18 protein-coding genes are annotated in these 15,562 nt (G+C 54.5%); 8 read left to right on the plus strand and 10 right to left on the minus strand.

Annotated elements, in window-relative coordinates; genetic code table 11:
- The first annotated feature begins 1 nt into the window (after position 1).
- From JJU14_RS08730 to hemB, 3 genes are read left to right on the plus strand one after another with little or no spacing between them, the layout of a single operon-like run.
- Entirely contained in the window at positions 2-793 is a 792-nt protein-coding gene (locus tag JJU14_RS08730; RefSeq protein ID WP_228612625.1) for a TatD family hydrolase, read from the plus strand.
- Positions 793-1,566 (plus strand): GGDEF domain-containing protein, encoded by a 774-nt coding sequence (locus JJU14_RS08735; RefSeq protein WP_228612627.1) that lies wholly within the window; start codon positions 793-795, stop codon positions 1,564-1,566. The genes JJU14_RS08730 and JJU14_RS08735 overlap by 1 nt, the downstream gene beginning before the upstream one ends.
- Complete coding sequence (hemB, locus tag JJU14_RS08740) at positions 1,553-2,557, plus strand: porphobilinogen synthase (RefSeq protein WP_228612629.1); 1,005 nt, start codon at positions 1,553-1,555, stop codon at positions 2,555-2,557. Before JJU14_RS08735 ends, hemB begins: the two co-directional genes overlap by 14 nt.
- A 2-nt stretch (positions 2,558-2,559) precedes the next feature.
- Here the strand turns inward: hemB and JJU14_RS08745 are convergent, their stop codons facing one another.
- From JJU14_RS08745 to rhlB, 5 genes are read right to left on the minus strand one after another with little or no spacing between them, the layout of a single operon-like run.
- Entirely contained in the window at positions 2,560-3,141 is a 582-nt protein-coding gene (locus JJU14_RS08745; RefSeq protein WP_228612631.1) for a hypothetical protein, read from the minus strand.
- 26 nt (positions 3,142-3,167) lie between these two features.
- Positions 3,168-3,416: a GNAT family N-acetyltransferase gene (locus tag JJU14_RS08750; protein ID WP_228612633.1), complete on the minus strand. Its 249-nt coding sequence runs from the start codon at positions 3,414-3,416 to the stop codon at positions 3,168-3,170.
- Positions 3,394-3,885, minus strand: a complete 492-nt coding sequence (locus JJU14_RS08755) for a GNAT family N-acetyltransferase (protein ID WP_228612686.1) — start codon at positions 3,883-3,885, stop codon at positions 3,394-3,396. Before JJU14_RS08755 ends, JJU14_RS08750 begins: the two co-directional genes overlap by 23 nt.
- Positions 3,885-5,408 (minus strand): guanosine-5'-triphosphate,3'-diphosphate diphosphatase, encoded by a 1,524-nt coding sequence (gppA, locus tag JJU14_RS08760; protein ID WP_228612635.1) that lies wholly within the window; start codon positions 5,406-5,408, stop codon positions 3,885-3,887. Before gppA ends, JJU14_RS08755 begins: the two co-directional genes overlap by 1 nt.
- Positions 5,380-6,663: an ATP-dependent RNA helicase RhlB gene (gene rhlB / locus JJU14_RS08765; protein WP_228612637.1), complete on the minus strand. Its 1,284-nt coding sequence runs from the start codon at positions 6,661-6,663 to the stop codon at positions 5,380-5,382. Before rhlB ends, gppA begins: the two co-directional genes overlap by 29 nt.
- Before the next feature lie 103 nt (positions 6,664-6,766).
- On the opposite strand from rhlB, the gene trxA reads away from it, so the two are divergent.
- From trxA to JJU14_RS08780, 3 genes are all read left to right on the plus strand, one after another.
- Entirely contained in the window at positions 6,767-7,093 is a 327-nt protein-coding gene (gene trxA / locus JJU14_RS08770; protein ID WP_091343963.1) for a thioredoxin TrxA, read from the plus strand.
- A gap of 225 nt (positions 7,094-7,318) precedes the next feature.
- Positions 7,319-8,584, plus strand: coding sequence for a transcription termination factor Rho (gene rho / locus JJU14_RS08775; protein WP_228612639.1), 1,266 nt, complete (start codon positions 7,319-7,321; stop codon positions 8,582-8,584).
- A 110-nt stretch (positions 8,585-8,694) separates the two neighbouring features.
- Positions 8,695-9,750, plus strand: coding sequence for a serine hydrolase (locus tag JJU14_RS08780; RefSeq protein WP_228612641.1), 1,056 nt, complete (start codon positions 8,695-8,697; stop codon positions 9,748-9,750).
- Here the strand turns inward: JJU14_RS08780 and deoA are convergent.
- From deoA to JJU14_RS08805, 5 genes are all read right to left on the minus strand, one after another.
- A complete protein-coding gene (gene deoA, locus JJU14_RS08785; protein WP_228612643.1) occupies positions 9,719-11,035 on the minus strand; it encodes a thymidine phosphorylase in 1,317 nt (438 codons plus the stop codon). The two genes, JJU14_RS08780 and deoA, sit on opposite strands and share 32 nt — an antisense overlap.
- Positions 11,036-11,038: 3 nt before the next feature.
- Positions 11,039-11,473, minus strand: coding sequence for a cytidine deaminase (locus JJU14_RS08790; protein ID WP_228612645.1), 435 nt, complete (start codon positions 11,471-11,473; stop codon positions 11,039-11,041).
- Positions 11,474-11,568: 95 nt separating this feature from the next.
- A complete protein-coding gene (locus tag JJU14_RS08795; RefSeq protein ID WP_228612647.1) occupies positions 11,569-12,141 on the minus strand; it encodes a hypothetical protein in 573 nt (190 codons plus the stop codon).
- Complete coding sequence (locus tag JJU14_RS08800) at positions 12,138-12,926, minus strand: amidohydrolase (protein ID WP_228612649.1); 789 nt, start codon at positions 12,924-12,926, stop codon at positions 12,138-12,140. Before JJU14_RS08800 ends, JJU14_RS08795 begins: the two co-directional genes overlap by 4 nt.
- A complete protein-coding gene (locus JJU14_RS08805) occupies positions 12,914-14,065 on the minus strand; it encodes a methionine aminotransferase (protein WP_228612651.1) in 1,152 nt (383 codons plus the stop codon). Before JJU14_RS08805 ends, JJU14_RS08800 begins: the two co-directional genes overlap by 13 nt.
- Before the next feature lie 173 nt (positions 14,066-14,238).
- Here JJU14_RS08805 and JJU14_RS08810 point away from each other — a divergent pair, with 173 nt between their 5' ends.
- Positions 14,239-14,880: a methylthioribulose 1-phosphate dehydratase gene (locus tag JJU14_RS08810; protein WP_228612653.1), complete on the plus strand. Its 642-nt coding sequence runs from the start codon at positions 14,239-14,241 to the stop codon at positions 14,878-14,880.
- Entirely contained in the window at positions 14,877-15,551 is a 675-nt protein-coding gene (mtnC, locus tag JJU14_RS08815; RefSeq protein WP_228612655.1) for an acireductone synthase, read from the plus strand. The genes JJU14_RS08810 and mtnC overlap by 4 nt, the downstream gene beginning before the upstream one ends.
- Positions 15,552-15,562: the final 11 nt, after the last annotated feature.

A 15,562-nucleotide genomic window follows, 5' to 3' on the forward strand; every position in this document is an offset into this window, starting at 1 on the left:
AATGGCTTGGTTTGATCTGGGCGTTAATCTGTTTAGCTCACAGTTTGATAATGATCACACTAAACTGCTAGAGCGTGCTCAGGCCGCCGGGGTAGGACACTGGTTGCTGATTTCCTCCGATCTGACAGAAACCCATAGCAACCTGGCTTGGTGTCAACAACAGCCCAGCTGTTTCACCACCGCCGGCGTGCACCCCCATCAGGCCGACCTGGTCAGTGAAGGCTGGCAGCAACAGCTACGTCAGCTGGCAACGGCACCATCAGTCGTGGCCATTGGCGAGTGCGGCCTGGATTTTAACCGCAATTTTTCGTCCGAAGCAGGACAACTGCTGGTCTTCGCCGAACAATTAGCGCTGGCTAAGCAACTGCAATTACCGGTTTACTTGCATGAACGCGATGCTTTTACCCACCAATATGCTCTGCTGCAAGAACACCAGATCCAGCATGGCATTGCCCATTGCTTTACCGGCAACACCGAGCAGCTCAAGGCCTATCTTGATTTAGGGCTCTACATTGGCATCACTGGCTGGCTCTGTGACGAGCGTCGTAATCAGGAGCTGGTTGCTGCTTTGCATTACCTACCCCTGGATCGGATCTGCCTTGAAACCGATGCACCTTACCTGCTGCCACGCAACCTGTCGCCAAAACCCAAAAGTCGACGCAATGAGCCAGCTTACTTACCTGCCATTGCAGAACAGCTGGCAGTGCTGAAAGGTCTTCCATTGCAGCAGGTACAAAAGCAGTGCTGGCTGAACAGCCTGCAGTTACTAAACCGCACAGGAGTCAGCCTCTGATGGTCGAATTCTGGCAACACCCTTATATCTTGCTGGCGCTTGGTGCTGGCTTCTTGCTTGGTTGCTTGCTAATCACCCCCTGGCTGCTTTGGCTGCATCGCAAACATCTGCAGCAACTGGAGGCTGAGCTGGAAAATACCATCTCTGAGCGTACGTTGGAACTGCAAATCACCCTGCAGGAGCTGGCTGAAAAAAATCAGTTGCTGGAGACCCAAAGCACTACCGATGCGCTATCCGGCGTGAAGAACCGTGCTTATTTTGATCGTAAAATGCTGGCAGAAATCAATCGCAGTCGCCGCGAACAACGTCCCTTGGCACTGGTACTGCTGGATATCGACTTATTTAAACAGGTGAACGATGAGTTTGGCCACCTGGCAGGTGATCAGGTCATTCGGCAGGTTGCCGGTTTTATCCAAAGCCAGCTCAAGCGTTGCAGTGACCTGGTCTGCCGCTACGGCGGGGAAGAGTTTGCGTTAATCCTGCCCAATACCGATAGTGCAGGTGCTTATCAAGTAGCTGAACGAATTCGTTCACTGCTGGCAGAGAAGCCTTTACCAGTACAACAACACCAGCTAAGCATTACCATCAGTGCCGGTTGCTACGCGGCTGTAGCCAATGCCGAGAGCAGCATCGAGTTCTATGTGCATCATGCCGATAAAGCTCTCTACCAGGCCAAAAGCTCTGGTCGCAACCAGGTGCTCACTCAGCCCCCGCTGCATCAAGACAGGTTGCAGCACGACGAGACAAAGGAATCCAAGCATGCCACACCCTAACGACTTCCCCTGGACTCGAATGCGCCGTATGCGTCAGGCCGACTTCAGCCGCCGCTTGATGGCCGAACACACGCTGACGGTCGATGACCTGATTTACCCGGTGTTTGTGCTGGAAGGCGAGCAACAACGCGAAGCCATTGCTTCGATGCCAGGCATCGAGCGACTAAGTGTGGATTTGCTGGTTGAAGAAGCCAAACAGCTGGCTGCTCTGGGGATCCCTGCCATCGCCCTCTTTCCGGTGACCCCGGCCGAGAAAAAGTCCTTGCAAGCCGAAGAAGCCTGGAACCCGGATGGGTTGGCTCAACGGGCTGTGCGGGCACTGAAAGCTGCAGTGCCTGAGCTGGGCGTGATTACCGATGTGGCGCTGGACCCTTTTACCACCCATGGCCAGGATGGCATCATTGATGACAGTGGCTATGTGGTGAATGATGTTACTACCACCGCTCTGGTAAAACAGGCACTTTCGCACGCTGAAGCCGGTGCCGATGTGGTGGCACCCTCCGATATGATGGATGGTCGCATTGGTGCTATCCGCGAGGCGCTGGAAGAAGCTGGTTTCGTCAATACCCGCATTCTGGCCTATTCGGCCAAATACGCCTCCAGCTACTATGGCCCCTTCCGTGACGCGGTCGGCTCAGCTGCCAACTTAAAAGGCGGCGATAAAAAGACCTATCAGATGGACCCGGCCAACAGCGACGAAGCACTGCGTGAAGTGGCGCTGGATTTAACCGAAGGTGCCGATATGGTGATGGTAAAACCCGGTATGCCGTATCTAGACATTGTACGGCGGGTCAAAGACGAGTTTGGCGTACCCACCTTCGCCTATCAGGTCAGCGGCGAGTATGCCATGCATATGGCCGCCATTCAAAACGGTTGGCTGGCGGAAAAACCGGTGATTATGGAGTCCCTGCTGGCCTTTAAACGCGCCGGCGCCGATGGCATCCTGACCTACTTTGCCAAAAAAGTCGCGCTTTGGTTGCAGGAAAAGTAAAACTAATCAGTGATTGCAGCATTGTTTCCATGAACCTGCTCGCACGATTGCTGCAGCGATTGACCTTCATCGAGGATGCGGATTACTTCCAGCCTGCGCTCTACTATTGGCAGCAGCGACCAAGGTCTGGTTAAATGCACATGGTGGTAGTTGTAGCGAGTGGTGGCATTGCCACTGGTATAGACCGTGCAGATCAGGCCATTCTGCGCCTGCCGATGTTGTGGCACTAAGTCGCCAACCACAAAAACCACCACCATCATGCCCAGTATGCTAACAATCGACAATGCTATCATCGGCAATACGCCCACGAAGGTCAGCAGACGACCCAGCCTACGTGGTTTTACTCGTAACAGCACAAACACCAGCATGCAGTAGCCAAGATACCAAATACCACAAGCTAAAGTATTGAGTGGTTGCCAGCTAAAACGGATATCGAGCGTCATGGCCAGCGAAATCAGTGCCATCACGGCCAAGCTACCCAGCACCAATGGCTTCCACTTCGTCACAGCAGCACTGGTAAAAAAGGCAAAAAACGGCAGGCCTAACAGGCTCAGGTAACCAATAGCAAGCAGCAATCCATGCATGCATCTATCCTTGTGATAGGGTGTGGTTACAAAAACTTCTGCACATACCAGCAGCTGGCCTGTACGGCCAGTTGCTTCTGCTCTGCCCAGGCCAGACCATGCCGTACCAGTTGCTCGGCCATGCCCTGGCCGCGCAGTGCATCCGGTACGAAAGTACGCCAGAAATCGACGCTATCGCCCAGTAGCTGGTATTCCAAAAGAGCTTCTTCGCCTTGCTGCACAATGCGAAAGCGCTGCAACTCGGGTTGGTGCTCAATGGCGTAGCGCATGTTCATTCCTCAGAGATTGCCACAAAATATGCTGTGGCCCGGCTGAACCACCCAGATACAACTGGCCACTGTCTGCAAAACCATGTTTTTGGTACAAGCGAGCAGCTGGCTGATTACGGCAATTGACGGTCAGTACCAGCCGCTTGAAACCGGGGAATTGCTGCCGGCAATAGGCAGGCAGCTGACGCAATACAGCGCTGGCGATGCCCCGCCCCTGAGCCTGCTGGTCAATAAAGAAACTGCGCAGACCAAGATCGGATGGCTCTGCAAACGCATGCTGCTGGCTGTAGCCGGTATCCAGCAGAAAAAAGCCTGCCAGTTGCTGCTGGTGATGCACCAACTGAAAGTGCTCGGTCGGCTGCTGCTCAGCAATAATGATGCCTATGGGCAACACAAAGTCTTGTTGGTCTGGGGCAACCTTGAGCTGCTTGACCTTATCAGAGATCGGCTCAGAACAAGGCTGCAGTAAAACCATCACTGCAGCTCCAGCTCCCAGCCAGCGGCCTGCTGGTACTGCACTTCCTGCTCCAGCTCGGCTCGCATCAGCGGGTGTTGATCCAGCCAGCCAGCGGGCATCTGCAGGACCAACTGCTCGCCTTTGCCGGCCAATACCACATTGGGCAGGGCTTCATGCCGCCGGCGCATCGACAGCACCACAGCCAATCGCAGTATCCGGGTCAGTCGTACTGTCAGCAGTACCGAGGTCATGGTTTGTTTGGCAATTAGCTCACGATTGATATCGGCTCTGTGGTTGTGAACCAGCGCCATCACCAGCTGTTGTTGCGCCCGGGTAAAGCCTGGCAAATCGGAGTGGCTGATGATGTAGCCACCATGGTGATGGTGGTTTTTGTATTCAATCAATAAACCAAGCTCATGCAATAAAGCCGCGCCATGCAGCAAGCTCAAACCATCGAAGGCCGTCAGCGACCAGCGTGGACTGAGCTGCTGCGCCAGTGACTGGGCCATATCGGCTACCCGGTTGGCGTGTTGCTGATCGATGTGATAGCGCACCATCAAACTGGCAATGGTGCGGTGACGGACATCGCTTTCTTGCAGCTCTGGCAACATGCTGTACAACACGCCCTCACGCAAGGCGCCACCCGATAAGGTCATACCTTTGATGCCTAAAGCACGGAACAAAGCTATCAGAATGGCCAAGCCGGATGGAAACACCTGCCGGCGCTCTTGCGCCAGCCCCACCAGGCTAAGCTGATCTTGCCGGCCACAGACCACCGCCTGTTGCATAATGGCTTCCAGTCGTTCCAGCGTAATGGTCTCATCCATGCCCTGGGCAATCAGAATTTCCTGCATCGCCTGCACGGTTCCGGAAGCGCCCACAGCCACCTGCCAGCCCAGTCCGGTAAACTCCGGCAAAATTGGCGCCAGTGTCTGCTCCGCGGCCGCAATCGCGGCGTTAAAATTGTCTTCAGTCAGCAGGCCATCGGCAAAGTAGGCGTCAAGGAAGGTGACACAGCCCATATGCAAGCTGCTGAGTTTCAGGGGGTCAAAGCCTTTACCAATCACAATTTCGGTGCTGGCACCGCCGATATCAATCACTAGGCGGTTTTGTTCGCAGTTGGAGGTATGAGCCACGCCAAGATAGATAATGCGGGCTTCTTCTTCCCCGCTGATCACCCGGATCGGATGGCCCAAAATGTGCTCAGCATCGTGCAGGAAGGTTTTAACATTGCGTGCCAGTCGCAGAGTTGCCGTGCCGACAATCCGTACGTTTTGCGGCGGGATATCTTGCAAACGTTCGGCAAAAAGGGCCAGACACTCCCAGCCCCGCTTCATGGCCCGGCGACTCAGCACCAGGTTTTCATTCAGCCCAGCAGCCAACCGCACTTTGCGTTTGACCCGGCCTATCACCTGTACACTGCCGCCAACCACCTTGACCATCAACATATGAAAGCTGTTGGAGCCAAGATCGATGACGGCGTAGATATCCTGCTGATCTGAGCGAACAGGCTCAGCGACTGCGTGGACGTCGGCTGGCATTTGGGCTGGATCCGCTACGGCCACGGCCACCGCCACCGCTGCGCGCTGTGGTGGTACGACGGCGAGCCCGTGGTTTTGGCGTGGTTAAATCGGTTAACAACGCATCCGCATCGTACTGCGTGACTGTCAGTGGATGCCGAATGTAGTCTTCAATCGCCGTCAGGTTAAGCGCATAGCGTTCACAGGCAAAACTGATAGCCTTGCCGCTTTCGCCAGCCCGGCCGGTACGACCAATACGGTGCACATAGTCTTCACAATCGTCCGGCAAGTCGAAGTTAAACACATGGCTAACCATTGGAATATGCAACCCACGAGCAGCAACGTCGGTTGCGACCAGAATGTCCAGCCGGCCCTGGGTGAAATCATCCAGGATTTTCAGGCGCTTTTTCTGCACCACATCACCGGTTAACAAGCCAACGCGATGGCCATCGGCTTCCAACCAGGCGTGTACGTTTTCGCAGCTGTGCTTGGTGTTAGCAAAGACAATGGCTTTATCCGGCCACTCTTCTTCCATTAAGGTCAGCAACAGCTTCATTTTGTCTGGATCGGACGGGTAGAACAGCTCTTCGCTGATCCGGCTGGCGGTCATCTGATCCGGTTCAATATGGATATGCACCGGCTCGTTCATTTGCTCAAAGGCCAGCTCCTGCACCTTGTAGGATAAGGTAGCCGAGAATAACAAGCTAAGGCGTTCGTTGGCCGGCGGCATCTGACGGAATAAAAAGCGGATGTCTTTAATAAAACCCAGATCGAACATACGATCGGCTTCATCCAGCACCACCACCTGAATTTGATCCAGCTGAAACAGGCCTTGTTTCTGGTAATCAATCAAGCGGCCTGTGGTGCCAATCAGAATATCAACGCCTTGTTCCAGCAACTGCCGTTGAGAATCATAGCCTTCGCCCCCATAAATCAAGCCAAGGCGAAAACCGGAGCTTTTTGCCAATGCAATTGCATCCTGATGGATCTGAACCGCCAGTTCACGCGTAGGAGCCATGATGATTGCGCGTGGCTGACCCGAGCCTCTGGGCTCATTATTTAATAAGTAGTGAAAGGTAGCGGTTAAAAACGCCAGGGTTTTACCGGTTCCAGTCTGTGCCTGGCCAGCAATGTCTTTGCCCTTTAGCGCCAGGGGCAGACACTGTGCCTGGATTGGAGTACAATAGCTAAAACCCAGACTGTTCAGTGCGTCCAGGATCTGTGGTGCCAATGCGAAATCAGCGAATTTGTGCGATGTTAAGTGTGTTTTATTCATACCAGCCTAGCATAACTGTTCGCCTTGCATTAGGAAACAGCCGCGTTTAAATTGATGACATTTTTTGCAGTCGATCTGCCCAGTTCAATAACGGAGACAATCAATGAGTGACCTGATTTTACATGTTTCAGACGATAGTTTTGAAACCGATGTACTGAACGCTGAACAACCTGTTTTAGTCGATTTTTGGGCTGAATGGTGTGGCCCTTGTAAAATGATCGCGCCCATTCTGGACGATGTAGCAGGTGAATATCAAGGAAAAGTCACCATTGCTAAGCTGAATATCGATCAAAACCCGAATACGTCCCCTAAATACGGCATTCGTGGTATTCCTACGCTGTTGTTGTTTAAAAATGGCCAGGTTGCAGCCACCAAAGTGGGCGCCTTGTCCAAAACGCAACTGAAAGAATTCCTCGACAGCAATATCTAAATCACTGTGAGCACATGGCAGAGTGCACCCGGCTCTGCCATGCTGCTGACTTTTTACACAGTTTTTTGTTGATAACATATAGACGACTGCGCCATCACCTGCTATTGTTGTTGGCAGTACAACACCCATGACCACGCTTGTCTGTCGAGTAGACCAACTCCAAACCTTTTCAAACCCGCTGATAAGCTAACAACCCTTATTTAGATCAACTAGAACCCATCAACTATGCATTTAACAGAATTAAAAAGTAAGCCAATCAATGAACTGGTGGAATTAGCCGAGTCCATGGGCTTAGACAGCATGGCTCGTCTGCGCAAGCAGGACATCATCTTCGCTATTTTAAAATCCCACGCCAAAAAAGGTGAAGAGATTTATGGCGGTGGCGTACTGGAGATTCTGCAGGATGGCTTCGGCTTCTTGCGCTCTGGCGACAGCTCGTACCTGGCAGGTCCGGACGATATATACGTCTCCCCCAGCCAGATCCGCCGTTTTAACTTACGTACCGGTGACACCATCGATGGCCTGATCCGGCCACCGAAAGAAGGCGAGCGTTACTTTGCGCTACTAAAAGTAAGCGAAGTCAACTTTGGCAAGCCAGAGCACGCCCGCAATAAGATCCTGTTTGAAAACTTAACACCGCTGCATGCCAATGACCGCCTGCGGATGGAACGTGGCAACGGCAGTACCGAAGACATCACGGCCCGGGTACTGGATTTGGCCTCGCCGATTGGCCGTGGCCAGCGCGGCCTGATTGTGGCCCCGCCGAAAGCCGGTAAAACCCTGCTGCTGCAAAACATTGCTCAGTCGATTGCCGCCAACCACCCTGAGTGCGTGCTGATGGTGCTGCTGATTGATGAGCGGCCGGAAGAAGTGACCGAGATGCAGCGACTGGTGAAAGGCGAAGTGATTGCCTCGACCTTCGATGAACCGGCCAGTCGCCATGTTCAGGTAGCTGAGATGGTGATTGAAAAAGCCAAGCGGCTGGTCGAGCACAAAAAAGACGTCATTATTCTGCTCGACTCCATCACCCGCTTAGCCCGTGCTTACAACACCGTGATCCCAAGCTCCGGCAAGGTACTGACCGGTGGTGTTGATGCCAATGCCCTGCACAAACCAAAGCGTTTCTTTGGTGCGGCGCGGAATGTCGAAGAAGGTGGCAGCTTAACCATCATCGCCACCGCCCTGGTCGATACCGGCTCGAAGATGGACGAAGTCATCTACGAAGAATTTAAAGGTACCGGTAACCTGGAACTGCATTTAGCGCGCAAAATTGCCGAAAAACGCATTTTCCCGGCCATCGACTTTAACCGCTCCGGCACCCGCCGCGAAGAACTGATGGTGTCGCAGGAGGAATTGCAGAAGATGTGGATTCTGCGCAAAATCCTGCATCCAATGGATGAATCCGATGCGATGGAATTCCTGATTGATAAACTCAGCATGACCAAAACCAACGATGAGTTCTTTGATTCGATGAAGCGCCAGCGCAGTTAAGCGTCGGCACTGTGCTTGAGCAAGCCAGCCTACCAGGCTGGCTTTTTTGTCTCTGCAAGCCGCACAAAGTTCGCTAAGCTTAGCACTACCCGATCACTGCGGAAGCCGCTATGCGCATTTTTGCTCTCACAGTCGCTCTGCTTCTGACGGCCTGCAGCAGTCTGTCACCAACAGAGCACGTGGCACGTCAGCTGCACCAGGTGCCGGAGCAGACCGAGCTGAGCATCCTTTGGTTGTCTGACTCTGCCAGCCAGAGCCTTGGCTTGCGTTACCAGCAGGGGCAGTGGCAACGCCAGCACAACCAACACGCCTTGTTTGGTACCGGCTCCATTACCAAGCTGCTCACTGCGCACTGGTTTGCACTTCGCTTTGCCGATGGTAGCCTGCAGCCCGAACAGCCCATGAGCTCCTTGCTACCAGAGCTGTGCCCGGCCCTGGCACAGCTGGAACTGGGAGCTTTACTGACCCATAGTACTGGTTTGCCCTTTTTGCCAGACGATATCGGCGATATGCCGCTAATCAACAGCAATCCATTTGCCGACTACGATGGCCACAGACTGCAGCAGCATTGCCCGGCAAACTCTGCCATCCAGCAACGGCAAGGTCGCTATCACTACTCCAATCTGGGTTACGCTTATCTGGCGCTTGGCATGCAAGCAATGACCGGGTTGGATTATGAAGCCCTGCTGCAAGCCGCCATGTTGCAGCCACTGGGGTTGCAACACAGCAGCACCGAGCGGCCTAAGCCACCTGCTCCATTGGTAGCCGGGCAAAACCCGGATGGCAGCATCACGCCGGATTGGGATTTTGCCGCCTTTACCGGCTCCGGGGGCTTGTACAGCAGCAGCCATGAGCTCGGGATCTGGCTGGCACAGCAACTGACCGCCAATCATCCCGCTATTCGCAGCATGCAGGCTGCGCATCACCCGGCAGCAGGGCTGGGCTGGCAAAGGCGTCGGGCAGGTACCCGCCGCTGGCTGGAGCAAACCGGCGCCACCGGCGGCTATAGCGCCGCCCTGCTGCTGGCACCGGATCGGCGGCAGGCGATTTTGATCCTATCCAACCTGTCTGGCCTGCATCCAGACGCCGTTGCCATTGCCAAACTGGCAGAGTATTTGTTACTGCAAAACCCCTTTATGCCAAACGTTGATGCACTAAAGGACTGAGGTTAACTTGCTCTGGCGCCACAGCGCAGGCGGCCAGTACTTCCTGCACCGCATGTTCTGCATCCTGCTGATTGGCGGCATGCACAGTTAACAGCGGCTGGCCCTGGCTGATCGGACTGCCAGCCGGGCAGATAGCGCTAAAGCCAACTGCCGGATTGATTTTCTGCTCCGGATGCGAGCGGCCACCGCCTAAACGTACCACCGCCATACCCAGCGCAACAGTGTCTTTAATGTGCAGGTAACCACTGGCTGGGGCCAGTACATCCAATTTCACTGGCGCCTCGGCTAAATGCTGCGTTGGCTTTTCCAACAAATCGGTTGGGCCACCCAGGGAGGCCACCATTTTCGCAAAGTACTCAGCGGCTTTACCGCTGCTCAGGCTGTGCTCCAATGCGCTGATGGCGCTGTCTTTATCCATTGCCAGACCGGATAGCATCAGCATCTCAGCGCCCAGTGCCAGCGTCAACTGGTGCAAACGCGGCTCGCGCTGCTTGCCTGTTAGATAGTCCAGCGTTTCCAGCACTTCCAGCGCATTGCCGGCGGTAAGCCCCAGGATCTGATTCATATCGGTAATCAGCGCAGCAGTGGGCACACCCGCGCCGCAAGCGGTATCGACAATGCTGCAAGCCAGTTCACGTGCATCTTCAGCCGTGGCCATAATGGCGCCATTGCCCACTTTGACATCCATCACCAATGCATCCAGTCCTTCGGATAGCTTTTTCGATAAAATCGAGGCGGTAATCAGCGGAATGGATTCCACCGTCGCGGTCACATCGCGGATGCCATACAAGCGTCGATCGGCCGGCGCCAGCTCATCGGTCTGACCGACGATTAAACAACCCAACTCCGGCAACAACTGACGAATGCGGCTTAACGTCTGATTGCAGCTGTAACCCGGGATGCTTTCCAGTTTATCTACGGTACCCCCGGTATGGCCTAAACCACGGCCCGCAATACTTGGCATAAAAGCGCCACAGGCCGCTACCATAGGCGCCAGCATCAGTGTTACTTTATCGCCCACGCCACCTGTGCTGTGTTTATCCACCACAGGGCCATTCAACTGGCCCTGCCAGTTCAGACTGGTGCCAGAGTCGCGCATCGCCAGCGTCAGTGCCACTTTTTCATCCACCGACATGCCATTCAGATAAATCGCCATGGCCAGTGCAGCTGCCTGGCTATCGCTGAAACTGCCATCGGTTAAACCTTTGGCGAATTGTTGAATATCGGCTTGGCTAAGGGTTTTGCCATCACGTTTAAGTTTGATAATTTCCTGAGGGATCGGCATGGCTTACTCCGTCGGCACCTTGGTGCTGTTGGCTAAATACAAAGGGGTGAAGGCATCTGGCAGAAGTTGCTGCAGCGTCCAGCCTTGCAGCTGCGCTTGATGATTGCTGCTATAGATGATGGTTTCCGGCAAAAAGAACTCCGCTATTACCTGACGGCACAAACCACAGGGCGGAGTGAGTTGCTGTTGCGGCGTGTACACCATTAAAGCATCAAACTGACGCTTGCCAGCCACCACACCAGCGGCAATAGCATTGCGCTCCGCGCATACGGTAGCGCCATAAGAGGCATTTTCCACATTACAACCGGTGAAAATGCTGCCATCCAGGGCGCGCACCGCCACCCCCACCGGAAAGTGACTGTAGGGCGCATAAGCCTGGGCAGCGGCCGCTTTGGCGGCCTGATACAAGGGTTCAAGTTCCGCAGTGAGTGCTGTCATTGGTTGTTCTCATCCAAACTGGCGCAAAAGCGCCCGGATCGACAGTTATGACGGCAAACCGGCCTCAGATCAAGGGAAAGGTGGAACTATTGTGATCACTCAAACTGCAATGCCCGCACTTGCAACACTGCCTGACCACCCTGCTCATCGGTCAAATCCGGCACCAGATAAATGGCACTGACATGGTCGGGCACTATGCCCTTGTCCACCGAGCTGGCGGGGGTCCAGTCTGGCCGCTGGAAATCAACCAAGCTCAGCGCTTCGCTTTGCCAGCCGTTGGTAGCTGGCAGCACCGCCTGGTAATGGGCGTAACTCTGATCACCCTGCTCGCCATACTCCAGCTGGGCGAGCTTCACCACCAGATCGGTGCTGCTTTGATAGGTTAGTCCAATCACGGCTTGCTGTGGCAGGCTGCCGGCGGGCAGATCGTAGATCAGTTCCACCCAGGAATTGTTTTTGGCATCCACTCTGGGCACACGGTGAAATACAATACGGGCAATGCCTTCCTGCACCAGATCACCGCTATAGTCGGCACGGCTGCCATGGGGGTCGGTGGCATAACGCCAAAAACCCGCATCCAGACCGCCTTTTTCAGTGTTGTTCAGGGCCCCGGTATCACCGCAAGCAAGCAGCACCAGCAGCGCTATTGCTATCCCAATCCAGTTCATTCGTGTTTCCTTGTTGTCGTGAACTCAAAGGTGTCGGCATCCAAATAAGCCGGGAATTTATCTTTAAACTGCTGCAGCGCTGCTCCATCCAGCTCTGCCTGGAGCACCGTTGCCCGCTCAACACCATCGGCCAGCGGCTGACCCAGATAATCGATGACCAAACTGTCGCCGCTGTAGTCAACGCCATTGCCATCGCTGCCAATGCGGTTGCAGCCAATGACATAGGCCTGGTTTTCAATGGCACGGGCCGCCAGCAAGGTACGCCAGGCAAGGCGGCGCGGCGCTGGCCAGTTGGCGACATAAATCAGCACATCGTAATCATTGCGGTTGCGGCTAAACACTGGGAAACGTAGGTCGTAGCAAATTTGCAGGCAGAAACGCAGCCCGCGCCAGGGCACGACTACCCGCTCCGTGCCGGCCTGGTAGGCATGGTGCTCGCCTGCCATCCGAAACAGATGCTTTTTATCGTACTGAAAGCTCTCACCCTTGGGGGTGACAAAGTACAACCGGTTGTAGTACTGGCCTTGCTCTTTGACTGCTACGGAGCCACACACAGCGGCGCCACTGCTGGCGGCCTGCTGCTTTAACCAACGGAGGGTTTCACCACCCGCAGGCTCGGCAACGGCGGCACTGTCCATCGAAAAGCCGGTGGTCAGCATTTCCGGCAACACGATTAGATCCTGACCGCCCAGTGCTGCAATCTGCCCGGCCAACTGCTGTCGGTTGGCCTCTGGATCCTGCCAATACAGCTCGGTCTGTAGCACTGCCACCTTTACAACCGACATAACACCTCCGCAGCTTGCAGCAGCGTCTGCCCGTCTTTGGCAAAGCAAAATCGAACCAAGCGCTGAGCCGGCGGCTGGCGGTAAAACACACTCAGTGGAATGGCAGCCACCTTGTGCTCGATGGTGAGCCAGCGACAAAACTCCACATCCGGCTGCTCGCTGATGGCACTGTAATCGGCCAGCTGAAAATAGGTGCCTTGGGCTGGTAATAACTTGAAACGACTGGCTGCAAGCGCAACAACAAAGCAATCGCGCTTTTGCTGGTAAAAAGCAGCTAAGCCACTGACCTGCTCCGGATGCTGCTCCAGCATAGCCGCCACCGCGAATTGCGCCGGGGTAAAGCTGGAAAAAGTCACGTACTGATGCACTTTACGAAACTCAGCCATCAGCGCCACAGGCGCTACACAATAACCCAGCTTCCAACCGGTGACATGAAAGGTTTTGCCAAAGGATGAGACCACCAGGCTGCGCGCCGCCAAGTCTGCAAAACACAAGGCACTCAGTTGTGGCCGGCCATCAAACACCATGTGCTCGTACACTTCATCGCTCAGGCAGTACAAACCATGCTGGCACACTAAGCGTTGCAATTGTTGCCAATCATCCGTCGAAAAAACCTGACTGCTCGGGTTATGCGGGCTATTGACGATAATCAGCCGGGTGTTGCGGTTGATGCTGTCCGCTACTTGCTGCCAGTCCACCTTAAAATCCGGTGCTGTCAGGGCAATGTGGACACAATGGCCACCGGCCAGTTGCACCGCTGGGGCATAGCTGTCGTAGGCGGGATCGAACAAGATCACCTCATCGCCCGGGCGAACCAGCGCCTGAATGGCACAAAACAAGGCTTCGGTGGCACCGGAGGTGACGGTAATTTGCTGCTCCGGGCACACCTGCTGGCGGTAACAACGTGCAATCAAGGCGGCAATTTGCTGGCGCAAAGGCAAAATTCCGGCCATTGGCGCATACTGATTCAGCCCCTGCTGACTAAAAGCTGCCAGTTGCTGCAATAAAAAAAGGTCGCAGCCAAAATCCGGAAAGCCTTGCGACAAGTTGATCGCCTGCTGCTCGCTGGCCAGTTGTGACATCTGGCTAAAAATCGAACTGCCTACCTCAGGCAGTTTGGAATGAAAAGTGCTGTGCATAAGTTGCCCTGAACATGAACGACCTTTACCTTAGCGCCTGCTGCTGCCATTCTGCAACCATCAATAGCCAAATGGAAAGCCAGAGCAGTTGCCAAATTAGTCTGGCATGGTATCATTTCAGACCTTTTTATGTATAGACATCTAAACGTCAGGGCGTTCAGGAGTGTAATTTTATGAATCATGCCACGCAACATGGGCATCAGCTCAACCCCTACGCCATTGCCCTGTGTGCCGCCGGCCGCTGGATTGCCAGCCGCCACTGGGTGCCGGCCACAGGCGGCAACTTTTCTATCCGCAGCGGGCAGCACAGTGCCCTGGTGACCGCATCAGGCAAAGACAAAGGTGAGTTAAGCCCACAGGACTTACTGCCAGTCAGCTGGCCAGAGGGCGAGCTGCTCTGCCCTGGCAAACCTTCGGCTGAAACGGCATTGCATGTCCGCCTTTACCAGCTGGATGATTCAATCAAAGCGGTATTGCATACCCATTCGGTGCAGGCCACCGTATTTTCACGGCTAATTCAGGCTGAACAACACCTATTTAGCGGCTATGAAATGCAAAAAGCCATTCGCGGCCAACTCAGCCACGATCAGTCTTGCCCGCTAACCATCTTCGACAATACCCAGGATATACCAGCACTGGCGGCGCAAGTTGCCGAACGCTGGCCTGAGGTACAGACCGCTTCGGCCTTGCTGGTACGTGGCCATGGCCTTTATGTCTGGGGACAAAGCCTGGAAGAAGCAAAAAGGCATTTAGAGGGCTGGGAATTTCTTATACACTGTGAACTGGAACGTATTCGACTCACAGGAACCTTATGAACTATCGCGCCCTGATCACCGATATTGAAGGCACCACCAGCCGCATTGCTTTTGTTACCGAAGTGCTGTTTCCTTATGCTGCCAACCACTTGCCAGATTTTATCCGCCAACGCAGCGAACAGGCCGAAGTAGCGCTTGAGCTGAAGGCCGTTCGGCAAAAGATGCAACAGCCGAACGCTGATATCGAAACCGTCATTGCCCAATTGCAGGCCTGGATTGCCGCTGATGAAAAAATCACACCGTTGAAGACCTTGCAAGGCATGGTATGGCGGCTGGGCTATCAGCAGGGTCATTTCACCGGCCACTTGTACCCGGATGCTGCCGAGCAACTAAAGCAGTGGCATGCACAGGGCTTGCAACTCTTTATCTACAGCTCCGGCTCGGTAGAAGCACAGCAACTGCTGTTTCGTTACAGCGACTTTGGCGATTTAACCCCACTTTTCAGCGGCTACTTTGATACCCGGGTGGGGGGCAAGAAAGAAATTTCATCCTACGCCGCCATCCTGCAGCATTTGCAGCTCCCACCTGGCCAGGTGTTGTTTTTATCCGATGTGGTGGCCGAACTGGATGCCGCCCGCCAGTTAGGTATTGCCACCTGCCAGTTGATCCGTGAAGGCCAGCCAGCGGGCAGCCATCCAACGGCAGAAGACTTCTACCAGGTCAACCTATAGCTATTCGAGGT

The organism is Alkalimonas sp. (assembly GCF_020831925.1).
Taxonomy (GTDB): Bacteria; Pseudomonadota; Gammaproteobacteria; order Enterobacterales; family Alteromonadaceae; genus Alkalimonas.

Bases quoted from the DNA above. Each gene is read 5' to 3' on its own strand.
- deoA (WP_228612643.1), bottom strand. From the start codon at position 11,035: ATGCCGATCCCTCAGGAAATTATCAAACTTAAACGTGATGGCAAAACC.
- rhlB (WP_228612637.1), bottom strand. From the start codon at position 6,663: ATGAATAAAACACACTTAACATCGCACAAATTCGCTGATTTCGCATTG.
- JJU14_RS08730 (WP_228612625.1), top strand. From the start codon at position 2: ATGGCTTGGTTTGATCTGGGCGTTAATCTGTTTAGCTCACAGTTTGAT.
- mtnC (WP_228612655.1), top strand. From the start codon at position 14,877: ATGAACTATCGCGCCCTGATCACCGATATTGAAGGCACCACCAGCCGC.
- JJU14_RS08735 (WP_228612627.1), top strand. From the start codon at position 793: ATGGTCGAATTCTGGCAACACCCTTATATCTTGCTGGCGCTTGGTGCT.
- JJU14_RS08795 (WP_228612647.1), bottom strand. From the start codon at position 12,141: ATGAACTGGATTGGGATAGCAATAGCGCTGCTGGTGCTGCTTGCTTGC.
- hemB (WP_228612629.1), top strand. From the start codon at position 1,553: ATGCCACACCCTAACGACTTCCCCTGGACTCGAATGCGCCGTATGCGT.
- gppA (WP_228612635.1), bottom strand. From the start codon at position 5,408: ATGCCAGCCGACGTCCACGCAGTCGCTGAGCCTGTTCGCTCAGATCAG.
- trxA (WP_091343963.1), top strand. From the start codon at position 6,767: ATGAGTGACCTGATTTTACATGTTTCAGACGATAGTTTTGAAACCGAT.
- JJU14_RS08745 (WP_228612631.1), bottom strand. From the start codon at position 3,141: ATGCATGGATTGCTGCTTGCTATTGGTTACCTGAGCCTGTTAGGCCTG.
- JJU14_RS08790 (WP_228612645.1), bottom strand. From the start codon at position 11,473: ATGACAGCACTCACTGCGGAACTTGAACCCTTGTATCAGGCCGCCAAA.
- JJU14_RS08755 (WP_228612686.1), bottom strand. From the start codon at position 3,885: ATGGTTTTACTGCAGCCTTGTTCTGAGCCGATCTCTGATAAGGTCAAG.
- rho (WP_228612639.1), top strand. From the start codon at position 7,319: ATGCATTTAACAGAATTAAAAAGTAAGCCAATCAATGAACTGGTGGAA.
- JJU14_RS08750 (WP_228612633.1), bottom strand. From the start codon at position 3,416: ATGAACATGCGCTACGCCATTGAGCACCAACCCGAGTTGCAGCGCTTT.
- JJU14_RS08810 (WP_228612653.1), top strand. From the start codon at position 14,239: ATGAATCATGCCACGCAACATGGGCATCAGCTCAACCCCTACGCCATT.
- JJU14_RS08780 (WP_228612641.1), top strand. From the start codon at position 8,695: ATGCGCATTTTTGCTCTCACAGTCGCTCTGCTTCTGACGGCCTGCAGC.
- JJU14_RS08800 (WP_228612649.1), bottom strand. From the start codon at position 12,926: ATGTCGGTTGTAAAGGTGGCAGTGCTACAGACCGAGCTGTATTGGCAG.
- JJU14_RS08805 (WP_228612651.1), bottom strand. From the start codon at position 14,065: ATGCACAGCACTTTTCATTCCAAACTGCCTGAGGTAGGCAGTTCGATT.